Source organism: Anabaena azotica FACHB-119 (assembly GCF_014697625.1).
In the GTDB taxonomy this organism is placed as follows: Bacteria; Cyanobacteriota; Cyanobacteriia; order Cyanobacteriales; family Nostocaceae; genus Trichormus; species Trichormus azoticus_A.
This window is the reverse complement of the sequence record NZ_JACJSG010000007.1, coordinates 130,302-154,141: the sequence shown is the minus strand read 5'-3', so window position 1 is coordinate 154,141 and position 23,840 is coordinate 130,302. Positions and strand designations below refer to the sequence as shown.

The following is a 23,840-nucleotide window of genomic DNA, read 5'->3' as shown; positions in this document are numbered from 1 at the left end:
ACGATCGCCTACAGTGGACGTTAGGTGCGATCGCAATATAATCTTCATAACCTCGGTTCTGAGTGATAAATCACTCACTACGAACTAAAATACTACTTTGTCTTGAATAATATCCACCTAGTTGAAAAAAGAGCCAAGTAACCAAGCCCCTTTTTCAGCCTTGGTGGTTTGGTGTGAGGAAATAAAAGTGGCAGATACTCAAGTAATTGGCATTGACTTGGGGGGAACAGCAATTAAACTAGGGCGATTTACCCAAGATGGTACTTGTTTACAATCTTTAACTGTAGCGACTCCCCAACCCGCCATACCAGAAGCAGTTTTCATGGTCATGGTGGATGCGATCGCCCAAATTGACCCCGATAATCAAGCTATAGCTATTGGTGTCGGTACTCCCGGCCCGGCTGATGCAGCTGGACGCATTGCCCAAATTGCGATAAACTTACCACAATGGGTCAATGTGCCTTTAGCTGATTGGTTGGAAGCGAAAATTGGCAAGCCTACGGTAATTGAAAATGATGCTAACTGTGCAGCAATAGCCGAAGCATGGTTAGGAGCTGGTCGCCAATACAAAAATTTTATAATGTTAACCTTGGGGACTGGTGTCGGCGGCGCAATCTTTTTAGATGGTAAATTATTTGTTGGACATCGCGGCGCGGCGGGAGAACTGGGATTAATCACGCTTCAGCCAGAAGGCCCCATGTGTAAGAGTGGAAATCAAGGTTCCCTAGAACAATACACTTCCATTAAAGCTATTCGTCGCCGCACAGGTAAAGAACCTGCCGAATTAGGTTTATTAGCTAAAGAGGGTGATGTAGAGGCTTTAGCATTTTGGCGAGAATATGGTAGAGATTTAGGTACAGGTTTAGCCAGTATAATTTACATTTTAACACCAGAAGCGATCGTTTTGGGTGGTGGTGTGAGTGCTAGCTATGAATTTTTCTTCCCTACCCTCAAGGCAGAAATTGAAAAGCGAGTCATGTACACATCTCGCGCAGAATTACAAATTCTGCCAGCCCAATTAGGCAACTCAGCCGGAATGGTAGGCGCAGCTAAGTTAGCTTGGGAAAGATTGCACAAATCAGCCATCTGATATCATGTCCGCTTAAATACTTATCATATCGTCAGGATTGGTAATGGGTAATAGCTAATGGGTAATAGTGAAAAACAATTACCCATTCCCGATGACCAATTACCGACTAAACCAACCATATCGCAACTAAGTTCGCCGGACTTGATATGACTGCAAATTTATTCCTTTTGGCAGAAAAACTAACATCAGACTGCATCCCTGCCCCAATTCCAAAGTATGAGATTGACTTTTTCGGTTGATTAGTTTGTTTTGGTGTCACATACTTGATGGCGAGATTGATGGTATTTTGTTGTTGCACAAACTCCTTGATTCCAATCGCCATACAAGCTATGACACTCAATTTATACTTACTGCGACATGGAGAAACTACTTTTAGTCAAAGTGGTAATTTCTGCGGTGAAACTGATGCGGAGTTGACTTCTGAAGGGGTGCGGATGGCAGAGAGTTTTGCTGATGTTTATAAAAAATTGAAGTGGGAAGCTGTTTATGTTAGCCCGATGAAGCGCACTATTGCAACTGCCAAGCCATTTTGTGATGCTATCGGTATGGATATGCAGTTGCGTGACGGACTGAAAGAAGGTAGCTACGGCAAATGGGAAGCTAAGAGTAAAACCTTTGCCCAAGAGAATTACTCAGAAAATTATGTAAAATGGTTAACAGAACCCGCTTGGAATGCGCCCATAGGTGGAGAAACGGCGGTAGATATTGCTAACCGTTCTATGCCTGTAATTGCGGAAATTCAGGAAAAATATCCGCAAGGTAATGTTTTAGTAGTTTCCCACAAAGCCACAATTCGGATTATGCTTTGCAGTTTATTGGGAATTGATTTGGGGCGCTATCGCTATCGGGTGAATATTTTGGTCGCCTCGGTGAGTATGGTTAAATTTGACGTTCATGGGCCTTTGTTAGAAATATTAGGCGATCGCCATCATATACCAGATCATCTCCGCTTCCGTCCCGGAACATAATAATCCCAGCTAGTAGTTTTTGACAATCCCCGCCCCAGCGTTTGCGCGAATATGCGGGGATTCTTGTTTCACTCTCGCGACTAAGAAAAAGAATACCCTGTAGTCTTCTTTACGTAGTCTAAAATTTTTCCATAAGATTCTGGATTACTTACTGGGTTGATAATTATAGGAATAGTGCCGTCAGGTAGCCAAAATGTGATTCTGCCGTTGCCTTCTTGGCAGAAAGAACTAATGCAATTGAGGTTAATTACATATTCATTTCTTTCGTAAATGATTTTTACCCAATGAGCATTTTCCACTTCAAAGCCTGCGACCTTCTCCAGATATTCTAGAATCTTGTGATAGTCCTCTAGGTTCTGTTGGGGATTAATAACAATGGGAATGGCACTATCTGGCAACCAAAATGTTACCCTGCCGTTATTTTCATAACAAAAAGCATTTACGCGCTCAAAATTGATTATATATTCCCTCCTGTCATATACAATTTTCACCCAGTACGCCACAACAGCTCCTCAAGTCTGAAACTCATGAATGATGCTTACCCTGTATGTTATTAAATCTGCTGAGGTTCTAAGTTATGTTGCCCAATTTACTAGAAAATTCCCAAATTAATCGGAAATTTTGCGAAAAGTTATATAGCAGGGGAAAGTTGACAGTTGACAGGGGATAGGTGACAGGGGACAGGGGACAGGGGATTGGGGACAGGTGACAGGCAAAGAAGTTGATTGTTATCAACACTCCAATTTGCTGATAGGATGGGCAGTTTGCCCTTTTTAATATTATGGGTGGGCCGAACAGCCATTGGTGTCAAGTTAAGGCATCAGCCCAGATGTCAACAGAGCGAGCAGGCGTTCGTCGGTGGCGTTGACGGACGGCTTTAACCAAACCCATCGAACGATAATGTTCGACCAGCCAAGGAATAAGTTTTAACTCAGGGTTAAGTAAAAGTGGGCGGTGAAAAAAATATATAGTTAACTAGCGATCGCTACTGTCTTCTTTCGACTAGGACGCTTGCGATCTGATTTTTTCTTCAGTCCTACCGCTTGCGCTTGATGACTATCTGAACCATATTGTCCGCGTACAGCTTCTTTCATAGCTAACACAGCATTGTGAAATTCCCACTCTGCTAATCGAGCCACATCATTAAATATAAGTTTGTAGTAAAGACTTTAGTCCTTTCAAACCCAGCAATAGAGCGATAAATCGCTGACTACAAACAACAACTCATCTTATAGCAGGGGACAGGGGACAGAGTTAAAAGTCTTTGGCTGTCTACTGCTATAAAAATACTAAGATTTTTTACAAATTAAATTTATATAAGTAAATAAGCATAATTAAATATAAAATAGTTGTTTGTATTGTTGACGCAGTGTTTTTTAGAAAGTAATTTATTTTTTTGTTGTTAGATTTGAAAGGACTAAAGTCCTTACTACAAACTTAGTTTAGTGCCACTTAAACTACTTGTAAATAATTATGACTAATGAAATTATTGCCAAGCTAAAGCAAGCTGCTGATAATCTGTTAATGCCTAGTGAATCAGAATATCCTTTTGAAGTATTTTATTGGACTGGTGAATCTCAAGAAAGTTTAACTAACCAAAAACTTTTGCAACTTACCGGACATCCTCCAGAAACTTCAATTGAAACAGTAGAGCTAGATTATTTTTTTCGTAATTGCGCTCAAGAAAAAGAATGGCACGATGAAACACAAAAAGAAAACGTGTCAAAATTTCAATCACTTGTAAAAACTCTTCAAGAAAATCTCACAAATATTCAAGTTTATCGTTTAGGCGCAATCAATATTGATGTTTATATTGTTGGTGCAACTCCATCAGGAGATTTAGCAGGAATCTCTACAAAATTAGTAGAAACATAATTCAAATACTTTTAGCCTATCTTCATTTCAAGACAGGCTAAAATCAAAATTGATCTAACAACTTAAAGCTTACTGATTATCAACTCTAGCTTCAATTACACTTTGAACAGATGAAGAAACATTAGACAGCAAGTTGTAACCAGTTTGTCCTTCAATGTAGTCAACACTAACTCTATAGTTTCTCCAATCTGCATTTCTGACACCCTGTGTATTAGGTATGTCTACAGCAATTACTCTTGTATTGGTAGTCACACTACTAGCACCATTATTGGAACTATCTAATACTACAATAACTTTCCAAGTTCTGGCGGGAACTGTAACGTTACCATTAGCAATTGTGGTTCTTGTGCCATTAGAGCCAGTTCCACCGCTACCATAAGAACCTGCAATAATATAAAGTTCTTTACCTTGGTTTGTTACTAAGCTGCGAGAATAACTTTCTAAATTTGCCCATACACCTTGATTGTTATCTGGTGCTTGAGGAATCATATTTGTCATTAAGAAAGTAGCAGAATTGTTTGCTACTGTGTTAGTTCTATCAGCAGAAGGAGTCATATGTCCTCTATCAAAACCGCTACCAGTGTAATCACTAGAACTAACTCGATAACAACCAGAAGGTAATGTAGTATCTGCACGAAAATCATCTTGACGGGGTGTGCTTCCTAACCAAGATGTGTTTAATTGCCAACTTACCCAATTTGGTGTCCCTCTATAACAATTGTAAGAAACAGCATATTGAGTTTTGTTCAATAAAAGATTGCTGTAACTAGTGTTAGCACCACTAGGATTTCCCATTGTCAGATGAACACTAGAAGTTTGAGCAGTTAGTGGTTTTTCTCCATAATTAAATAGAGCAAATACTACTGCGGGTAAAGCAATGGGCAGTATAGTTTTAAAAAAATTACGTTTTTTCATTTGTAAATGTTGTTGAAACACGATAAAGTAGTTTCCGCAATAACTTACAGAAACAAAATGTATAGCCGTAGTCGGATAGGTTAAAACACTGTCAATTGCTCAAAGTGTTGCAACAACAGGCGTGTAATCAGAATTCAGCAGTTGGCAATAAAGCAGCATAAAAGCTACCTCTCTGTTTTAAACAAACAAAGTAAAGAAATAGTAAAAATTCAATTAAAATAAGAGTTTAAATTTCAAATATAGAAGAATAGCAAATACAACTTATTCAAATTAAATTCACGTTAAGATAATAATAAATAAATATTAAAAACTAGCATTAGAGATGCGAGTAAAATGATTAGCGTCCACATACAGCAGTTTCGCTATTTGTGAAATACTGTAGAGACGTTATATGTAACGTCTCTACATGGTTCTGGGTTTTACGCTCGTACCTCATTTACCCAAAATATGATGTATCTATCTAAAGATTTATTTTTCGGCTTGATACTCTCCACCGACATATATCAAAGCAGAATACTACATATCATTCCGCAGAACCTGAAATGGCTGATTTTTGCTTTCCCATACACGAATCTTTGAATATATTTCTGTCTTGCGGAAATAAACCTCTTCATAAGCAAGCCGCAAACTACGCTCAAGGCTGTTTGCTTCAACATCACTAGCCTTGCTTGTTCCCCACGCTTTGCATAAAGCAACAGACAAAATTTCTACCAGATGATGACCACAACAAACCTGCCAAGAATCATAATTTTTGCTTTTATGGCTTAATATTTTTTCTTGCAGTTCTTCATCCTTTAAAGAAAAGGCTTGAGATTTATTTTTTACTTCTTTGATTAGTTTGAGTTCATCAATTAGCAAAGTATTTTCATCAATAAATTTACTATATTTAATTCCCTCAAACTTGAGATTCAAGTCCTCAGTTAAAGAAATCAACAGTAAACACCCTACCGGAGTTGCAGCTTCAAGTAATGCTAACCTAATATCTCGTTTAAACTGAGTAACTTTTTCTTCAGAACTAAACTCAGCAATTACCTTATCCAATGCTGGTGATTTAATCAGCATTGTTTCTACATCATGGGTGTCAGTGCGAAGTAAATTAGGACTGCTATATAACAAAGTTGTCAACCGCTCAAAATCTGCATCAACAATTGCTAAAACACCCTGAAAATTATCTTTTTCTAAAATTTCCAGCACAGCAATAACACGCTGTTTACTAGAAGGCTTCCCTGAAACTGTAACTAATTTACAGCATTTATTAACAAATCGCTCATAAAAAATTTTATCAGAACCACCTTCTACTAATAAAAAAGTGCCTGAATAAGTTTGCCTGAGTAATCTAATTTGATTAGCCTCGCGGTCAACTGTAATAAACTCTCTCACTTTTCTGGCCTTTTCAGTTCAACCGTTAAATCCCACCTATCTTGAATAATATCAGGTGAATGAGTAGCCATAAGAATATCTAAGTCTGCTAGTTTAGTAATTTCTTGCAAGTCCTTTAAAAATTGAACTTGCCAGCCTACATGAAGTGATATTTCCGGCTCATCAATTAAAACTAATGAGTTAGGTTGAACTTTAAATAATAATTCATACAACAAAACTAACTCGTGTTGTTCTCCAGATGACAAATCTGTCGCTGAAAGAGTTTTTGAATTAGATGATGAGTTATAAAGAGTATTAAAAATAAATCCTTTCTCTTTACTAAAGTTTATTTCTTTATAAGAATAAGCAAACTTATTATTAATAATCTTCTTCAATAAATCTATCTTGCTTGCTATATCATCAAAAACACTCAATTTCTTTTCCACATCTTCCACATATACAGCCAAGGCATTTTTAGTGCTTTCATCTATATCTTGTGGCTGTATTTGAAATTCTGAATCTTCATCTTTATCTAAAAGACCCACTTCTATAAGACGAGAACGAGTTGATTCAAGTTCATTTAACTTATGACGCAGTTCTTCATCTGTTATATCTGCTGATGGCTGTTGTTTCACTACTCTGATAGGAAATGTTCTGTCGAGAGACTGAGATACTTTACCGTATTCCTGAAACTTATCTTGCATCAATTCAGCAAGTTCATCAGAATAAACAGAAACAGTTGACATCATTGAAGGTGTTCCTCGATAAGTTATAGAAGAACGGTTCGGAACAAAATTAAGTAACCTCTGTGACTCAACAAGCCTAATGTGAATATCTTTTTTCAATTTTTCTAGCCAATCAGGTTCTTTTTGATGCTTCAATTTTAATGAGAAATTAGAAGGGATTACATTATAAAAACGTTCTATAACTTCTTCTAATGAAAGAGCTTCACCAGTTGGATCATACAGCCATTCTTTAGAGTTTATTCGTTCTAATCCTGGTATAATTTCATCTAAAAGAGCAATTTGAAAATCCAAATCAATGTTAGACCGAATTGTTGGCTTTGGAGTAAAATAATCATGTTCTAAATTATCTTTATAAAATTTAAAAATAATATCAATTTCAGATTTGTCTGTACTTTCATCATATTTGATTATTTCAACATTGGTATTTTCATCAAATTTAACATTGAACTTTTTAAAAGGTATATCTATTAATTCCGAATATCTAGAGTTAAAAAAGCTTTTCAAAAGCCTTAATATTGCTGTCTTCCCAAAACCATTTGGCCCATGAATAATAGTGATTCGCTCATCCATGTTTAATGGAATCACATGGTCAAAAATGCCAAACAAGCCATTGACGGAAATTTGCTTAATTCGCATACTCATCAAGTCCTTTAGACTCACTGTCAGCAACAAACTCTAAACAAGCTTGAATGTCTTCTGCTGTTAATTCAGCACCTTTATCTGGTTCAATAGTGATAATGTTACGATCGCACATCTTCCTTCCAACCTGCCATAGTACCTCTAAGTCTAGAGCAGACTACCATTGTCCAGCAATCACCCTCAACAAGTACTGCGACAATGTAAACGCATCCACCCCTAACTCTGTACGCTCACTTGCTGCTAAAATACCGGCTTGGGCGTGCCACCATGCAGCAGTAGCCACAATATCCTCTACAGGTATTTCTTTATTAACTCCCTGCGCCAACAACCCACCGAGTAACCCTGTCAACACATCGCCACTACCACCACGCGCTAAAGCTGGCGTACTTTCAGGATTAATCCAAACTGCACCTTGAGGATTGGCGATCGCAGTTCTCGCTCCTTTTAACAATACCACTGCACCGCTTCGGGCGGCAGCTTCCCTTACAGCTTTCACCCTATCTTTAGCATCAGCAATATCAGGAAATAATCTAGCAAATTCGCCTGTATGGGGTGTGAGTATGGTTGCAGCTTGACGCTTTTGTAATGTGGGGATTGTTCCCAACTGTGCCAAAATATTTAAACCATCAGCATCGACGACTAAAGGGCGATCGCTAGCTAATACTTCCTGCACAATAGATGTAGCATCTTTGGTTAACCCAGGGCCGATGGCGATCGCACTAAACGAACTCAACTCTGTCCTTTCAGGTAATTGTAACTGAGCGAACGCTCCCGTTTCCGTCTCTGGACAACCAATCACCAAAGCTTCCGGCAAATGCGATACTAAAAGATGCTTCAAAGATTCAGGTACAGCAATAGATAACATTCCTACACCGCTACCCCTTGCACCCAAAGCTGTTAAAATTGCCCCACCCGCATAACGTCGAGAACCGCAAATTAATAATAAATGTCCTTCCTTATACTTGTGCGTCACTGGCGGACGAGGTAAAGGTAAAGTAGATAACGCTGTCGCTGATGTAATGCGTTTGATGGCTGCATTTCCTAATACAGCTTGCACATCAGCCAGAGGAATATCAAAATCAATTAACTCAGCCTTACCGACATAATCTAAAGCCTGATCTTGCAACAAACCTTGCTTCCACAAACCCAAACACAAGGTATAAGTTGCACGAATTGCTGTCCCTAAAACCTCACCTGTATCTGTATGCAAACCTGAAGGTAAATCAATACTAATAATCGGCTTATTCCACAGATTAAATTGATTAATTGCAGCAGCAATGGGATCAGTAATTGTCCTTTCTAAACCAAAACCAAACAACCCATCAACGAGAAAATCACAATTTGGTAATTGTTCAATATCTTGATAACAAGGTATACCTAAACTCTGAGCATACTGTAAATGCTGTGATGTTAATTCCTTGAGTTTATCAAAAGGCGAATAAATCCAAACTTTATAACCACTAAAATGTAATTCCCGCGCCACAACCAACGCATCACCGCCATTGTGTCCAGGCCCAACGAGGATTCCGGCTTGGGGGGATAGAAGGGTAACTGTTGACTGTTGACTAGCTTGTGCAAAAATATCTTGAATGCGTCTGGTAATTAACCCTGCTACTTTTTCCATCAAAGCAGATACAGGCATTCCGGCTGCAAATATCCGCGCTTCAATGTCGCGCATTTGTGCAGCCGTCACTATGATTTGGGAAATGTGTTCTTTTCTCTTAAGCATTTCACCTTACCATAAATTTGAAGTAATTTTCCAACTCATACCAATTCTGTAAGAAGTTGCACCAAATAAATTCTGTAGAGACGTTGCATGCAACGTCTCTACAACAAACCATAAATTGCATCTTCATAAAGAGACTGTACAACAACAAAGTAAAATATAGCTTTTTTTAAACTAGTGAGAAACAAGAATAATTAAACGCAGATGCAAGCAGATAAATTTGTTCCTCAGCAGATATTAGAATAATTTTGCAATTTTTTATAGGCTCGTGAGCCTTTTATTTTTTATTTTAATGAAAAGTAAAGCTTGACTGTCAATATTGCTCAAATCTCCTACTATCATAATAAAAAGTTAAGAAAGTACCATCATCAACTATTATTCCCAAAATGATATCTAATGTTTCTAAAAAGTAAGGACTACCAGATTCATCCGTTGTACTAATAACAGGGTTATCTAGTAGAGAAACGACTATAGCAGGCTGATTTCTGTAAGGAAGCTTGCGGTTTTTGAGATGTTTCTTCCATTTTACAATTTGCCCAACTGCAAAATTTTCTTTCTTAAGTAAGTTTTCGCAAGCATATTTAAGCTGATTAACATAATCGTCACCATATTCTCTATTTTCTATTTCTTCATCCTCTAATTCATCAGCTTCTTTCTCACGAATTTTTTTTAAAATTTCAGCCAGAACATCTTGTTGTTCACTCATTTTATCACAACCTTTAAGTTTCAATCTTGTATATAACTTTCATTCAGCAAATATTTTCATATTCATTTATCATAAATTGATTAGGTGGAATTTGTAAATATGATTTTATTTTGTCTTCATGATGCTCAGATGTACTCTTTAAAAATTGTTGATTTATATCTTTGTCTTTATTAGTGTTTCTCCTATTTTTATAGCTTTCCCTAATTAGCGACCACATTAAATTACTAATTTGATTTAGTTCACTTATTTGACAAGATGCAATTTGTTTACTGTGAGTAGATTTATTCACGCAGTATATATAACTAGGAGAAAATAAATACCAACTTGCTGGTACAACTTCTAACAACCACCAATCAAATAATTCTCGTCTGCCCTGAGAACCTGGGAAGATGGCGTAACCCTCTAGAGAGTCATCTAGAATATCTAGCAATGCCTCTAATGATTGATTAGCATCAAGTGATTTAACTACACTTTTATAAACGTTCAAAGCTTCAAATAATACCTGAAAATTGGTATCTTTTTTAGTTAAAAGGTGATTGACTATAACATTTGCCTCGATTTCTCTACTAGCTTCATTAAATTTCACTTTACTATCAAGTAGTTCTGCTAGAGTTTCTATTAACCAAATAGCTACTCTGTTAATAGTAGCTTTTGGCACAGAATTATCAGGCTGATAATATTTAACTGTAGGTTCTACCACAACAGCAAATATCAACGCCATCCAAACATAACGAAGGTGAGTTAATTTTGGATCATTACTCTGAAATGCAGTTAAAATATCATCTATAGCATCTTGAAGATAAGCTGTTGCTTCTGGTTCATAAAGTTCTTCGTAATGCTGTTGAAACGCCTTGATTAATTTCCCTTGAAGCGAATCGGGTAACTTGGAAATTAAAAATAAATTCTTTTCTATAGAATTACTCCATGTTGAAGTCATAAATTTTCCTCGTTTCTCTAGTAATCATGGCGGATATGGGTAGTCACAAAACACTTTTACCTCTATATTTGGAAACTTCTCTTCAAACTGCTTTATAACATTACTACAACTTTCACATGGCTGAAACTCAGTATAAAGATAAAGCTTTCCCTGTACTTGAAGATCGTAATACGTTTCCAGAATATGAGCAATTTCGGATAAGACTTTATATTCAGCATCAGTATCCATCATCCGCTCTGTACGAGAGTCAATAGACGGTTCAAATTGTCCTCCTGCTGATTTAGGAGTGGGTATGTTGGGTATCGGACTCTTGCGACCTCCTTTAGAAGTTGCGCCAGCACAAAAAGCGACATTTCCATCAAGGTATAACTCAGCAATTGCAACATTGCTGCTACCAATAGGTTTTTTAAGATACGTCTCCCGAATTAAAGCAGCACTTTTTTGTAAATCCTCCTTTCTCATACCAGTTCTCTGTAACGATGCACTTCATAAAATGTTCTTCCTTTGTGCCTTCTCTACGAGACGCTACGCGAATGCGCCTACTCTGCGAGTTCCGCTTTAGCGGTATGCGTGAGCTTAATAATCTAAGGTATTAAGTGCAGCTTTATGGAGAAATGGTATCAGATTGCGACTCCTGTTGCGATCGCCTCACACAATCAATTTCATGGTAGCCTCTTACCATTGCCACAACGCAGTCCCACCATAATTAATCAAAAACTCCACCCCCAAGAGGATGGAGTTTTGTTGTTAGTTATAAGTTACTAATGACTAAACCAAGAACGGCCTTGCTAAGAAAAAGCTAGTAATTGATTTAGCATCTACTGGTTCTCCCTGAAGAATAGCTTTTTCCAGTTCTTCGGGTGTTAATAACACAGTCTCAATATCTTCGTCTTCGTCTTGTTTTGGTGGTGTTTCTAGCTTTTCCAAATCTCGCGCCAGGAAAGCATAAATAATTTCGTCGGAATAGCCAGGTGCGAGGAAAAATTCGCCTAATTTATCCCATTTTTGCCCTCTATAACCAGTCTCTTCTTCTATTTCGCGCTTGACTGTTTCTAATGGTTCTTCTGTGGGTTCTAAAGTCCCGGCGGGAAATTCTAATATCCGTCCTTGCACAGCAAAACGATATTGGCGCACAAGTACAAGTTTACCTTCTGGTGTTACAGGCACAGCTAAAGCGCCTCCAGGGTGGCGAATGCACTCCCATTCTCCCTCGGATTTGTTGGGTAAACGCAGGCGATTTACTTCAAAATCAAACTTGCGTCCTTTATAGAACAAGCGCTGCTTTAATAGCTGTGGTAATTCTCTACCTAATGGCATAGTTAAGATTGTTTTTCTTAAATAGCACAGATAAACACTGGAATTGTTTGTTCTATCAGCGTTTTCTGCTCTGGGTAATGGTTTTAACTGCCCTTTAACAAATGTACATCAGAACAGTCTACCTTTTTTACCAAGTCTCTAATTACAAATCCGGAAATTGGTTCTACCCAGTCAGGAGCAATCTCTGCTAAAGGTACTAAAACAAAGGCTCGCTCCTGCATTCGCGGATGAGGTATTTGGAGATTTGGTGTATCAATAATTAAGTCATCATACAATAACAAATCCAAGTCTAGCGATCGCGCCCCCCATCTTTGGTGCCTTACCCGCCCAAATTGCTGTTCTACTGCTAGTAACGTTGCTAACAATTCTTGGGGATTCATTTCTACCTGTAGGATGATGCAACCGTTTAAATAATCTGGCTGTGGTGGCCCTACTGCTTTGGTGATATACCAACTCGATTTTGCTTGTAGTTGAATACCTGGAATAGTTGCTAATTCTGCTGTGGCTGCTTCTAAGGTCGCTAAAGAATCTCCTAGATTACTACCAAGCGCGATCGCCGTTTGCGGACTCTTCCCTACCCCGGAGGAGGCGTAGTCCATGACTGTCTGCATCCCTTTTGTCAATTCTGCACCTTGCTTGAGGATACTTTTGTTACTAATATTCAATTTGTTCTACAAAACACCTATTAAATATCTACTGAATGTGCTAAAAATTTAATCTTATCAGATTTATGGATTAACAATATTAATTAAATATATCTGGAGGCAAATTGCTAATAGTTCCTGAGAAACATTTTTATGCAGCGATGAATTTAGAGAAAGATTTTATGGGATACTATAATAACACAAACCTACTGCACAAAATCCTAGATTATCTCTTAGGGGTTAGTGCAAAATATTTTGCGAAGAACTATTGTAGAGATTAACCTCCTGGTTCAAGCAAGAGATTATTAATTTTAAGTGACTCTGGTAAGGGGGAACTGCGCTTGCCGCCTACTGATCGTTACGAGCAAGATCAACCGACAAAGGAGAGCTTACCACAAACACAGGTGGTAAGACCCAAGAAAATATTGCACAAGATAAGTGGTATAACGTCTGGGATCGTGAGTAGATTCACCAGCCGCGAAAAACCAATCTATCGCCGTCTATGGTTCTGGGCTGGGTTAAGTGTAGGTGGCTCCATCGTTGCCTTTAACTATGTTTTAGGAGAAGTAGATAGGAATTTACCAGATAAATCCCAACTGCAAGCCAGTGTTCGGGAGCAAACAATGACGATCAAAGCTGCGGATGGTAGTATATTACAGCAGCAGGGAGAAGCTACCAGAGAACAACTGAAACTGGAGCAAATCCCCGAAACTTTAAAAAATGCTTTTCTGGCTTCTGAAGATAGTAGATTTCCAGAGCATAATGGAATTGATCCCCAAGGGATTGTCAGAGCAGTAGTTAATAATTTGCGATCGCAAGATGTGGTAGAAGGTGGTAGTACCATCACCCAACAATTAGCGCGAATTCTCTTCCTCAAACAAGAGCGTACAGTTTGGCGCAAACTGAAAGAAGCCCGTCTGGCTCAAAAAATGGAACAAGAGTTATCCAAAGACCAAATTCTTGAACGTTACTTAAATTTGGTCTACTTGGGTGGTGGGGCTTACGGTGTAGCAGATGCGGCATGGGTTTATTTTAGTAAACCAGTAGATAAACTGACCCTCTCAGAAGCGGCAACAATTGCCGGCTTACCGCCTGCGCCTAGCGTATTCGCTCCCGACAAAAACCCGCAAGCCGCCATACAAAGGCGAAATTCGGTGTTGCTACGCATGGAAAAAGAGGGTTTTATCACCGCAGCCCAAAGACAAGCCGCAGTCCAAGAACCACTGACCTTAAAAACAAGTTTGCCCAAGCGACTACAAGTAGAGTCCCCCTATTTTAGTAGCTATATTCAAAAAGAATTACCCAAGTATGTTTCGCCCCAAGTGTTAGCCACTGGGGGCTTAACTGTAGAAACCACCCTCAACCCAACTTGGCAAAAAGCAGCAGAAGCAGCCGTTACTAAAACACTAGAAAATCAGGGAAGCTGGCAAAACTTTAAACAAGCAGCTTTGGTGGCTATAGACCCCCGTAGCGGTGAAATTAAAGCAATGGTTGGGGGCAAAGACTTTAGCAAATACCAATTTAACCGCGTTACCCAAGCACAACGCCAGCCAGGGTCAACATTTAAGGGGTTTGTCTATGCAGCCGCGATCGCCACAGGCAAAAGCCCCTACGATAGTTACTTAGATGCTCCCTTTGTGATCGATGGTTACGAACCCAAGAATTACAGCGAAAGCTTCCGGGGTATGATGACCATGCGCGATGCCCTCACCCGTTCGGTGAACGTAGTCGCCCTCAAGGTATTGTTAGATGTGGGATTTGAGCCAACAATTAAACTAGCCAAAGATATGGGCATCAAGTCCGAACTCAAACCTCATTATTCTCTATCCCTTGGCTCAAACGAAGTCAACTTATTAGAACTAACCAGCGCTTACGGCAGCTTTGCCACCCAAGGTTTACACACAGAACCTCACGGTATCCGCCGCATCCTCAACCGTAACGGGGAGGTAATTTGGTCAGCCAAGTTTAACTCCAAACGCGCCCTAGATGCTGATAGCGCCGCCATCATGACCTGGATGTTACGCAACGTCGTCGAAAGCGGGACTGGAGCCGCCGCCCAACTTCCTAATCGACCCGTAGCTGGTAAAACAGGCACATCCGACGAAGCCCGCGATTTGTGGTTTATTGGTTATATCCCGCAAATAGTCACAGGAGTTTGGTTAGGAAATGATGACAATCGCCCCACTTACGGCAGTAGTGGTAGCGCCGCTTATGCTTGGCATGAGTTTATGGAACAAGCCGTTGAGGGAATGCCAGTCGAGAAGTTTCCTGAAAGACTCAAACTAGAAGGTCGCAAAGGCACTATTAAGGCACAACCCATCAAGGGCAGAAAAATCATCAATGGTTCACTCAAATCGAATGACGACTCAGCAGATGATAACGACTCATCGCCAAGACGCAGAAGACGCTATTACCAACAACAAACAGAAGATAACTCATCATCTGAGGATAGACCAAGAAGAAGAAGGAGACGCGATCGTAGCCAAGAAGCCGCTACTACCACCACTACCACCAATACTGTTAGTGAAGAAGCACCGCGTCGCCGGAGAAGACGATACAGCTCAACCGTAGACTCAGACTCGTCCTCACCGCGTCGGTCAAGACGTGCCTCATCCTCAGCCAGGAGGAATAGTTCTCGCTCCTCAGCTTCTTCTAGTTCCTCCACATCCACACCTTCTTGGCGCGACAGACTTAGACCCAGTTCTACTTCTAACTAGGGAGGGAGAGATTCATCGAACTTACGTCACAACTCGTAATTTTTTGAAACGCAGAGGAGCGCAGAGGAAGGCAGAGGTTTTCTCAATTTTATGAGCGATGTACTCTGTGAAAATGCTCCTAATTCTTTTCTCAGCGAAATATCTTTAAACAACCTCTGCGCGTTCCTCCGCGTTCCTCTGCGTTAAAAAAATCTAAAATTCGGCGCAGCTTTGCAAATCTTTATTACGCTTCACCACAGCCTGCGCTTTCAATATATGCCTAACCAGCTAGGATCGTATTGGCAAGGCGATCGCAGGCCGAACAACAGCATCTAAATACTGTGCTATCTTTTAACGAAAAAGGGCGAACGAGGGGACTCGAACCCCCGAGTGGTGGAACCACAATCCACTGCCTTAACCACTTGGCTACGCTCGCCATTGACATTCTTGATTATAGCACGTGTTTAGTGAAATGATCCAGAATTTTTTTCTTAGGAACGGACTTTACTGATTCAGAGTCTGGGGAATGCAAATTTAATTAGCGAATCAAAGTTAGCAAGATGAAATCCTTGACCTTCATGGCATCGATAGGAGCATTAGGATTAGCGGCTGTGTTGGGAGTAGCAATGGCTCAAACCAATCCTAATCAGGCTGAATATGAAGACTACGCTGTGCAACGGCTGACGGGTTACTTAAAAAGCGATGTCTGTAATAAAACAACGAAGTTCTTACAAAGTTTAATTAACTACAATTGTGACAAACTGATAGATTCGGCTAATCCCCAAATACGTCAACTCCTCTCAGCTACCACTGAAAGGCAAGATTTTTTTCTCTTCAGCATTTACCGTACAGAATTAAAAATCAGCGATTTGATCCCTTCTTACAAATTTGAAACTGTGGGAGCATTTAATAACTTTTATACTTATACGGCACAAGAACAGTAAGGGACTATTGACTTTCTGTAGCATAGTAAAAACAGTTACGGAATTTACGATCGCTCATGTCATCTGCTTATTTACTGGTATCCCACGGTAGCCGAGATCCGCGTCCAGCAATTGCTATGCAGCAATTAGCACTGCTGGTGGCGGAAAAACTACATCTGACTCAAAAGCTGGTGGGGACAGGATATTTGGAATTAGCTGCTGAACCGTTACATCAGCAGATTAAAAGTTTTGCTCAAACTGCGATCGCTGTTGGGTGTCGTCATCTGAAAATTGTACCCTTGTTTCTCCTTCCTGGTGTTCATGTGATGACGGATATTCCCCATGAGGTAGCACAGGCACAACAGGCGCTCAGTCAAGATATCTTGATTGAATTACAACCATATTTGGGTATTCATCAAGGTTTACAGACATTTCTCCAGAAACAAATCGCTAGTATAAAAGCAGAAGCTTGGATATTGTTATCTCACGGTAGCCGTCGCCCAGGTTCTCAACAACCAGTGGAAACAATGGCAGCAAATATAGGGGCTGTTGCTGCTTATTGGTCTGTCGCTCCTAGTTTAGAATCTAGGGTGGAAGAATTAGTTGCTGCTGGTTATCGGGAAATTGCGATTTTGCCATATTTTTTATTCTCTGGTGGCATAACTGATGCGATCGCTCAAGCAATTAACGAGCTAAAATTACAATTTCCAGGGGTGAGTTTATACTTAGCCGCACCTCTAGGAGTTAGTGGAGAATTAGCTGAATTAATTGGGGATTTGATTTATACATGAACCGCACAGAAAACGAGGGGAAAGATTTAGGTAAAGTTTATCTAGTAGGTGCGGGGCCTGGTGATCCTGGGCTAATGACGCTCAAGGGTAAAGGCATATTAGAATGTGCCGATGTAGTCATCTATGATGCTTTAGTCAGTCCAGCAATTTTGGCAATGATCAATCCCCAAGCCGAACAAATTAACGCAGGTAAGCGGATGGGGCGACATTCACTATTGCAGGACGAAACCACCCAATTATTAATCGAGAAAGCCCAATATTATGCTATTGTCGTGCGGCTCAAAGGCGGCGACCCTTTTATTTTTGGTCGTGGTGGCGAAGAAATGGCTGACTTAATAGCGGCTGGTGTTCCCGTGGAGGTTGTGCCGGGTATTACATCGGGAATAGCCGCTCCAGCTTACGCCGGGATTCCTTTAACCCATCGTTTATATAGTTCTTCAGTAACTTTCGTAACTGGGCATGAGGCAGCAGGCAAGTATAAACCGAAAGTAGATTGGCAAGCGATCGCCCAAGGTTCAGAAACCATCGTCATATACATGGGCATCCACAACCTAGCTTATATTGTGGAACAGCTAAATCAAGCCGGAATGAGCTTACAGACAGCAATTGCTTTAGTACGTTGGGGAACACGTCCCGAACAAGAAGAATTAATTGGCGAATTAGGCACAATCGTTGAACAAGTAGAAAAAACAGGATTTGAAGCCCCGGCGATCGCTGTTATAGGTTCAGTAGTCAAGATGCACAGTTTACTCAAGGGGAGATGAGGGAGTGGGGGAGCAGGGGAGCAGGGGAGCAGGGGAGCAGAGGAGCAGAGGAGCAGAGGAGCAGAGGAGAACAACTGATAACTGATAACTGATAACTGATAACTGTCAACTGTCAACTGAACAATAAGTTTGGCTATGTTTGAGGCTACTATTACAATGGAAACTATTGATTATGAGGAAAACGAATGACCCAAGTGGTTTTAGGAGAAAATGAAGGTATAGATTCAGCGCTACGTCGATTCAAGCGCCAAGTTTCTAAAGCAGGCATCTTAGCTGATGTTAAGTATCATCGCCATTTTGAAACACCGTTAGAAAAACGCAAACGCAAGGCAGTGGCTGCAAGACGCAAGCGCCGTTTTAAATAAACCTACGTGGTTTGTATAGGCGGCGTTGCTTGAGGACATGACCTAAAAACAAGCAACTATAAGTTGCCCCTATTGTGACAATAATAAAGCAAGATGTGCCGCACCCCTGTTAGGGGTGTAGGTATATCGATACAGGACTAATAAATTCAAAATTCAAGTATTGGCTATGGACTATTGACTATGGACTAATGACCACTGTCACCTGTCACCTCTCACCTAAGATTTAGGCATCTCAGCATTATAACTATTACAACGATTCATTGCCTTTTCTACTCCCTGTTTAAGAGTCAGTTCTACACATTCAACAACGAACTGTAAGACAAGGGACATAAGTTGAGTTTCTGTAGCGGAAAACTTACCTAATACATGAGCGACAGTATCTGAGTTATCGCTATTTGCAGCATTTTTAGGTTTACCTATACCGATACGTAAGCGGGGAAAGTTTTGCGTGCTAAGATGAGCGATCGCACTTTTCATGCCGTTGTGTCCTCCCGCCGAACCAGACAAGCGCAGGCGAGTCTTACCTAAAGGCAAATCCAAATCATCATAAATTATTAATACAGACTCGCTAGGCAATTTATACCAGCTTGTCACTGCTTGTATCGCCTGTCCTGAGCGATTCATATAAGTCAAAGGTTTTAACAGGCGAATTTTTACACCTCCAGAGGCAATACCTTCACCGTATTCACCCTGAAATTTGCGATTTTCCGCCACAGGAATTTGCCAAGCACGAGCAAGAGCATCCACAGCAGCAAAGCCAATATTGTGGCGTGTTTGGTCATATTTCGGTTCTGGGTTCCCCAACCCGACAATTAGCTGGGGAATTACCACAGGTTGTTTTACAGCTTCTGTCATCTATCTTTACAATCAACCACTCACTGCACTTTTTCAGGTAGCAGGGGAAGAACCAGCACTATCTTGTTCTGTTTTCACAGCTTCGATTTGCTTGGGTTCAAGTTCAGCAGTAGTCTTGACAGCCTGTTCCAACTGTTCAGCTTCGCGCTTAAATTCACTTTGGAACTCATTAGAAGCTTCTTGAAAACCGCGAATTGCTTTTCCCACACTCCGACCAATTTCTGGCAATTTCTTCGGGCCAAAGATTAGTAGCGCCACTACCATAATTACAGCCATTTCTGGCAGACCGATACCAAATATATTCACACGGTTCTCCTTAGTTTATGGGGACTGGGGACTGGGGACTGGAGATGAGATTTAATTTTCTATCCTACTCAAGATTAGCGTTTTCAGTATGCCAACCACAAATATAGGATTCACACTTACAGCAAGTTGCAGCTAAATGAGGTACAGATATAAATTATAAAATTCTTGTGGGGTGGGCATCTTGCCCGCCCTTGTGTACCTCACTCAGATGAAATGTGCTGTAATTTTTGAAAGCCTACTTAGGGCGCTGCACTGCCCACCAAAACCATGATAGGGCGGACAATGACCAATGACCAATGACCAATAACCAATGACTACAAAAAAACCCGGACAGACCGGGTACGATCACTGTAGAGACGTTGCATGCAACGTCTCTACATTATTTATTCTGTGCATCTTCACAGAGAATTGATATTACCAGCCAACTCTTACATCTTGAATCAGGATTGATTTGTTGTAAAGTTGCAGAATAATTAGCAGAAACACGAAAAACAGTCCCATAAAGACGGCCATTAAAGGGGTAGTTCCCCAACCTGGAGCGACTTTACCATATTCGGAATTTAAAGGTCGCAGGATATCTCCCAACCTAGTGCGTTGTGCCATAGTTCACCTAAGATTAGTTGCCAAAGCTTTTTTTAATCTTCTGTAATATTCTATAAGAATAACATTCATCATCAATAACTTACTTATGGAACCCGCAACAGTTCTTATCATTTCTGTAGGAGCCATTGTCATTGGCATTACTGGCTATGGAATTTACACCGCCTTCGGCCCTCCTAGCAGGGAGTTGGCTGATCCTTTTGAGGATCATGAGGACTAGACATCAGTTATCAGTTATCAGTTATCAGGTTATGTTCACTGTTCACTGATAACTGTTTACTAACTTCCTACTCCCACAAAACTTTATATGTAGCGATTTTCCAAGGTTGAATTGTGGAGTTTTGTTGCTCAGATGAGAATTCGGTAGTAGGACGTTCTAATAAATCTACTGGCTCATCTAAAGTTAACTGTAGGTCACTGTGTAATGATAATTCTGCTGTGACACCGTGAGATTCATAACATCGGAGAATTAACTGTTGTTGGTCGTCTTCGGATGGCTTGAAAGCCATTAAGACTAGGTTTTCGGCTGGTAGGTTTAAAAAACTCACTCTGTCTTTTTGGGGGACTGGGGACTGGGGACTGGTGAGACAGCGCTGCAGGAGGGTTTCCCTCCGTAGGCGACTGCGAACCCGGAGGGAGACTGGGGAAGTAAAATTTAGTTTGGCTTGTAGAGGGATGTTTAATTCATACCCTTTTTTTACGGTATGTGCTGACTCCCAGGTGTTGGCGTGTGGATACACAGCATATGTAAATTCGTGTACGCCTCGGTCGGCTTCTGGGTCAGGCCAGGTGGGGCTGCGGAGTAATGTTAGTCTTAGTTGCTGGGGTTGGCTGTCGTAGCCGTATTTACAATCGTTCAGGAGACTAACACCGTAAATACCCTTATCTGTCTCTTGGGTTAAATCAGCCCAACGTAAAGCGGGGACTTCCCATTTGGCTTTCTCTTCTGGGGTTTGGGGTTGGGTTGGGCGGCGAATTGCGCCGCAGGGGATTTCATAGGTGGCGAAGTTGGCTGTAATATTGAGAGGGAAGGCTGCTTTGACTAAGATGTGGTTTTCTTGCCAGTTGACGGTAGAGGTAATTTTTAATAAGGGTGAACCGACTTGCAAGATATAGTCTTGGGAAAATTCTGAGTCACCCAACTGACGCAATACCCGCAGGCGACTTTGCACTGGGCCTTTTTCTAACCATCGGATAGATTTGAGGTGGGTTGCTGGGAGGGGATGATTATTATAGTTGGGGTCGATGTTCCAAGCGTCCCAATATTGTCCACTGTCTTTAAAGCCTTGTAGTTGATTTCCTGCACCAGACAATATTTCTCTTTGATAAGATTTGTCATAGATGCTTGACAAGTCTCCGGTATCGGGGTCTACAGTCACCCGTAGGTGTTCGTTGTCGAGAATGTAGTCTAGGGATGGGGGAGATGTGGGGGATGTAGAGGATGAGGGAGATAACCAAAACAGACGATAGCCTACGGATGGGATTTCTTGGGCGAAAAATATGAGGGTTGATGGTTCAGTTAATTGAGAAATGACTGGTTCGCCGTTGGTATCGTAGACTTGCCATTGTTGGTTGGCTGGTGATGGGGGTAGAGTAACTGATACAACCTCGGAGCGTTGCCAATTGAGGGAGTTGAATACGAAAATTGGTAAGCTGTCGGCTTGTGGTGGCTCTGGTAGGGTAAAGTGAGATGCGATCGCCTCTAATGATGCTTCTAATATTTTGGTTCCCGTTTGTTCTACTTGCTGCCATTCAGATAAGGCATCTGTATATACTTGGGTAATGGAAGAACCGGGTAAAATATCGTGGAACTGGTGAAATAATACTTGCTTCCAAGCTGTCTCGATTTCGGCTTGGGGATATGTCGCGCCACAAATAATAGTCGCTAAGGTAGCAAATAGTTCCGCTTGGTAGAGTAGATTTTCTGAATACCTATTCCAGCGTTTTTGGTCTGCGTGTGTAGTGTAGCAGCCGCGATGAAACTCTAAGTATAGTTCATCGTTCCAGGTGGGGAATTGGGGACTGGGGGGAGATGAGGGGGATGAGGGAGTGGGGGAAGATGAGGGGAAATTCGTTAATTTTGAATTTTGAATTTTGAATTTTGAATTAATCTGCTGCAAATACTTCTCGGCGGTGATAAATTCTAGGTCTGGGAAGAAGGGGGAGTTTTGCCAGCGTTGGGCGGTTTCTAACATATCACGGGTGGGGCCGCCGCCGTGGTCGCCGACTCCGGGAAGCCATAAGGATTGATTTAAGTTGGTTTGGGCTTGCCATTCTAAAGCATAGGTTGCCATTTTTATCGGGTCAATGCCTTCGCCTATGGGTGCAGACATGAGACTTAAGACTTGGCTACCGTCTGGCGATCGCCACCAAAATGTGCCATAATCAAATTTGCTGGTATCGTTCCAGCGCAATTTTTGAGTGACGAAATACTCTATACCCGCATTTGCTAAAAATTGCGGTAGGGTTGCACAAAAACCAAAGGTGTCGGGAACCCAAACTACTGTGGTCAGTTTGCCGAATTTTTCTTGCACGTAGCGTTGACCATATAATAGCTGACGGACTAGAGATTCGCCGGACAGTAAATTCAGGTCGGGTTCTACCCAAAAGCCACCGACAATTTCCCATTTTCCCGCCGCTACGGACTGTTGAATGGCTGTAAATAAGTCTGGGCGATGTTCTTCTATCCAAGCATATAGGGCTGGGGTGGAATGGCAAAAGATGAAGTCGGGGAAGTCTTGTTGGAGTTTGAGGGCTGATGCAAAGGTGTTTTGGGCTGCGTTCCAGGTTTCGTTGACTGGCCATAGCCATGCTAAGTCTAAGTGGGCGTGACCGAGTAAATATATTTTAAGTTTTTGACCGCCGATAAACGCCGATAAACGAGCCAGTGCGTTGGGCGGCTCTGCCGACTTGTCGCAACTGGCGTGCCGATGATTGATCAGGTTTTGGCGTAGAGTAATTAGAGATTCTGGGTTGATGGGTGTGATTTGTTGTATTGCTTGGGTGAGAATATTTAATTCTGCTGGGGCGAACTTTTCTAGATAGAGTTGTAATATTGCTAACTCATCGGCAATGAAGCCGGGGTCAGGATGATTATAGTCTGTGGATTCGTAGATGAGGAGCGATCGCACTAAAGCACCATCACAATGACCAGGGCTAACTAGTCGCAAAGCCACTACAAATTCTTCCCCTGGTGTGACTTGCGGACTGAGTAAAACCCTGGGGGAACAGTCAAATAAATCTCCTTCGCCTACCAATTCCCCATTTACATAAATTTTGGCAGAATCCGCCCACCACAGCAGCGATAGCCGCAAAGACAAACCCCCTATGGGATAATCATGTAAAGCTTGGGGAACGACAAATTTCTGCGCTAACCACAGGACTTTTTGACCACCAGTCCAAGCGATGTTACCTTTGCTATTTAAATCTACTGATTGCCAAGTGGATAAATTAGATGCAGTCACATCTGTAATTTCCCTGTCCGATTGGTATAACCAAGTAGACTGAACATTAACTTGGCAACAACTGCGTAATTGAGCGATCGCGTCTGAAATTAAATTATTCTGGGATTGAGAGATGGTAGGGGTCATATTTTCGGTAAAATTAAGGTATTAAGGA

Annotated in this window: 26 protein-coding genes and 1 tRNA gene; 10 read left to right on the top strand and 17 right to left on the bottom strand. The window is 41.1% G+C overall.

Annotated features, from left to right (window positions below):
* Positions 1-187 precede the first annotated feature (187 nt).
* Entirely contained in the window at positions 188-1,090 is a 903-nt protein-coding gene (locus H6G83_RS06920) for an ROK family protein (protein WP_190468962.1), read from the top strand.
* Between the two features lie 329 nt (positions 1,091-1,419).
* The gene (locus tag H6G83_RS06915) at positions 1,420-2,058 is read left to right on the top strand and encodes a histidine phosphatase family protein (RefSeq protein ID WP_190468959.1); all 639 of its coding nucleotides are present in this window, start codon (positions 1,420-1,422) and stop codon (positions 2,056-2,058) included.
* A gap of 80 nt (positions 2,059-2,138) precedes the next feature.
* Here the strand turns inward: H6G83_RS06915 and H6G83_RS06910 are convergent, their stop codons facing one another.
* Together H6G83_RS06910 and H6G83_RS06905 are read right to left on the bottom strand one after the other, a co-directional pair.
* The gene (locus tag H6G83_RS06910; protein WP_190468957.1) at positions 2,139-2,561 is read right to left on the bottom strand and encodes a hypothetical protein; all 423 of its coding nucleotides are present in this window, start codon (positions 2,559-2,561) and stop codon (positions 2,139-2,141) included.
* Positions 2,562-3,029: 468 nt separating this feature from the next.
* Entirely contained in the window at positions 3,030-3,197 is a 168-nt protein-coding gene (locus tag H6G83_RS06905; RefSeq protein WP_190469128.1) for a hypothetical protein, read from the bottom strand.
* 334 nt (positions 3,198-3,531) lie between these two features.
* Here H6G83_RS06905 and H6G83_RS06900 point away from each other — a divergent pair, with 334 nt between their 5' ends.
* The gene (locus H6G83_RS06900; protein ID WP_190468954.1) at positions 3,532-3,933 is read left to right on the top strand and encodes a nuclease A inhibitor family protein; all 402 of its coding nucleotides are present in this window, start codon (positions 3,532-3,534) and stop codon (positions 3,931-3,933) included.
* Positions 3,934-4,002: 69 nt separating this feature from the next.
* Here the strand turns inward: H6G83_RS06900 and H6G83_RS06895 are convergent, their stop codons facing one another.
* The 8 genes from H6G83_RS06895 to H6G83_RS06865 all read right to left on the bottom strand — a co-directional run bounded on the left by H6G83_RS06895 (position 4,003) and on the right by H6G83_RS06865 (position 11,423).
* Positions 4,003-4,848 (bottom strand): DNA/RNA non-specific endonuclease, encoded by an 846-nt coding sequence (locus H6G83_RS06895; RefSeq protein WP_190468951.1) that lies wholly within the window; start codon positions 4,846-4,848, stop codon positions 4,003-4,005.
* Between the two features lie 516 nt (positions 4,849-5,364).
* Entirely contained in the window at positions 5,365-6,228 is an 864-nt protein-coding gene (locus H6G83_RS06890) for a DUF4435 domain-containing protein (RefSeq protein ID WP_190468948.1), read from the bottom strand.
* Positions 6,225-7,589 (bottom strand): AAA family ATPase, encoded by a 1,365-nt coding sequence (locus H6G83_RS06885; RefSeq protein ID WP_190468945.1) that lies wholly within the window; start codon positions 7,587-7,589, stop codon positions 6,225-6,227. The genes H6G83_RS06890 and H6G83_RS06885 overlap by 4 nt, the downstream gene beginning before the upstream one ends.
* A complete protein-coding gene (locus tag H6G83_RS35820) occupies positions 7,579-7,707 on the bottom strand; it encodes a hypothetical protein (RefSeq protein WP_277876286.1) in 129 nt (42 codons plus the stop codon). Before H6G83_RS35820 ends, H6G83_RS06885 begins: the two co-directional genes overlap by 11 nt.
* Positions 7,708-7,749: 42 nt before the next feature.
* Positions 7,750-9,321 (bottom strand): NAD(P)H-hydrate dehydratase, encoded by a 1,572-nt coding sequence (locus H6G83_RS06880; RefSeq protein WP_190468944.1) that lies wholly within the window; start codon positions 9,319-9,321, stop codon positions 7,750-7,752.
* Between the two features lie 310 nt (positions 9,322-9,631).
* Positions 9,632-10,024 (bottom strand): hypothetical protein, encoded by a 393-nt coding sequence (locus tag H6G83_RS06875; RefSeq protein WP_190468940.1) that lies wholly within the window; start codon positions 10,022-10,024, stop codon positions 9,632-9,634.
* A gap of 43 nt (positions 10,025-10,067) precedes the next feature.
* Positions 10,068-10,961, bottom strand: coding sequence for a hypothetical protein (locus tag H6G83_RS06870; RefSeq protein WP_190468937.1), 894 nt, complete (start codon positions 10,959-10,961; stop codon positions 10,068-10,070).
* Between the two features lie 24 nt (positions 10,962-10,985).
* The gene (locus tag H6G83_RS06865) at positions 10,986-11,423 is read right to left on the bottom strand and encodes a deaminase domain-containing protein (RefSeq protein WP_190468934.1); all 438 of its coding nucleotides are present in this window, start codon (positions 11,421-11,423) and stop codon (positions 10,986-10,988) included.
* Between the two features lie 144 nt (positions 11,424-11,567).
* Here H6G83_RS06865 and H6G83_RS06860 point away from each other — a divergent pair, with 144 nt between their 5' ends.
* Positions 11,568-11,726: a hypothetical protein gene (locus H6G83_RS06860; protein WP_190468931.1), complete on the top strand. Its 159-nt coding sequence runs from the start codon at positions 11,568-11,570 to the stop codon at positions 11,724-11,726.
* Positions 11,727-11,729: 3 nt separating this feature from the next.
* Here the strand turns inward: H6G83_RS06860 and H6G83_RS06855 are convergent, their stop codons facing one another.
* Together H6G83_RS06855 and folK are read right to left on the bottom strand one after the other, a co-directional pair.
* Complete coding sequence (locus H6G83_RS06855) at positions 11,730-12,278, bottom strand: NUDIX hydrolase (RefSeq protein WP_190468928.1); 549 nt, start codon at positions 12,276-12,278, stop codon at positions 11,730-11,732.
* Positions 12,279-12,361: 83 nt separating this feature from the next.
* On the bottom strand, positions 12,362-12,877 hold the full coding sequence (gene folK / locus H6G83_RS06850) for a 2-amino-4-hydroxy-6-hydroxymethyldihydropteridine diphosphokinase (protein WP_390821368.1): 516 nt from the start codon (positions 12,875-12,877) through the stop codon (positions 12,362-12,364).
* A gap of 386 nt (positions 12,878-13,263) precedes the next feature.
* On the opposite strand from folK, the gene H6G83_RS06845 reads away from it, so the two are divergent.
* Entirely contained in the window at positions 13,264-15,639 is a 2,376-nt protein-coding gene (locus H6G83_RS06845; protein WP_190468925.1) for a transglycosylase domain-containing protein, read from the top strand.
* Between the two features lie 342 nt (positions 15,640-15,981).
* On the opposite strand, the gene H6G83_RS06840 is transcribed toward H6G83_RS06845, so the two are convergent.
* A tRNA-His gene (locus H6G83_RS06840) sits at positions 15,982-16,054 on the bottom strand.
* Positions 16,055-16,178: 124 nt separating this feature from the next.
* Between H6G83_RS06840 and H6G83_RS06835 the strand changes: the two genes are divergently transcribed.
* From H6G83_RS06835 to rpsU, 4 genes are all read left to right on the top strand, one after another.
* On the top strand, positions 16,179-16,562 hold the full coding sequence (locus tag H6G83_RS06835) for a DUF4359 domain-containing protein (RefSeq protein WP_190468922.1): 384 nt from the start codon (positions 16,179-16,181) through the stop codon (positions 16,560-16,562).
* Positions 16,563-16,618: 56 nt separating this feature from the next.
* Positions 16,619-17,332 carry a sirohydrochlorin chelatase gene (locus H6G83_RS06830; protein WP_190468919.1) on the top strand — a complete coding sequence of 238 codons (714 nt, stop codon included), beginning with the start codon at positions 16,619-16,621 and terminating at the stop codon, positions 17,330-17,332.
* On the top strand, positions 17,329-18,096 hold the full coding sequence (gene cobA / locus H6G83_RS06825; RefSeq protein ID WP_190468916.1) for a uroporphyrinogen-III C-methyltransferase: 768 nt from the start codon (positions 17,329-17,331) through the stop codon (positions 18,094-18,096). The genes H6G83_RS06830 and cobA overlap by 4 nt, the downstream gene beginning before the upstream one ends.
* Before the next feature lie 185 nt (positions 18,097-18,281).
* A complete protein-coding gene (gene rpsU / locus H6G83_RS06820; RefSeq protein ID WP_008226419.1) occupies positions 18,282-18,461 on the top strand; it encodes a 30S ribosomal protein S21 in 180 nt (59 codons plus the stop codon).
* Positions 18,462-18,677: 216 nt separating this feature from the next.
* On the opposite strand, the gene pth is transcribed toward rpsU, so the two are convergent.
* From pth to psbH, 3 genes are all read right to left on the bottom strand, one after another.
* Positions 18,678-19,316 (bottom strand): aminoacyl-tRNA hydrolase, encoded by a 639-nt coding sequence (gene pth / locus H6G83_RS06815; RefSeq protein ID WP_190468913.1) that lies wholly within the window; start codon positions 19,314-19,316, stop codon positions 18,678-18,680.
* A gap of 33 nt (positions 19,317-19,349) precedes the next feature.
* Entirely contained in the window at positions 19,350-19,622 is a 273-nt protein-coding gene (locus H6G83_RS06810) for a TatA/E family twin arginine-targeting protein translocase (RefSeq protein ID WP_190468910.1), read from the bottom strand.
* 414 nt (positions 19,623-20,036) lie between these two features.
* Positions 20,037-20,225, bottom strand: coding sequence for a photosystem II reaction center phosphoprotein PsbH (gene psbH, locus H6G83_RS06805; protein ID WP_190406200.1), 189 nt, complete (start codon positions 20,223-20,225; stop codon positions 20,037-20,039).
* An 85-nt stretch (positions 20,226-20,310) separates the two neighbouring features.
* Between psbH and psbN the strand changes: the two genes are divergently transcribed.
* Positions 20,311-20,442 carry a photosystem II reaction center protein PsbN gene (psbN, locus tag H6G83_RS06800; RefSeq protein ID WP_190468907.1) on the top strand — a complete coding sequence of 44 codons (132 nt, stop codon included), beginning with the start codon at positions 20,311-20,313 and terminating at the stop codon, positions 20,440-20,442.
* A 67-nt stretch (positions 20,443-20,509) separates the two neighbouring features.
* Here psbN and H6G83_RS06795 read toward each other — a convergent pair whose 3' ends face one another.
* On the bottom strand, positions 20,510-23,812 hold the full coding sequence (locus H6G83_RS06795; protein ID WP_190468904.1) for an alpha-mannosidase: 3,303 nt from the start codon (positions 23,810-23,812) through the stop codon (positions 20,510-20,512).
* Positions 23,813-23,840 lie beyond the last annotated feature (28 nt).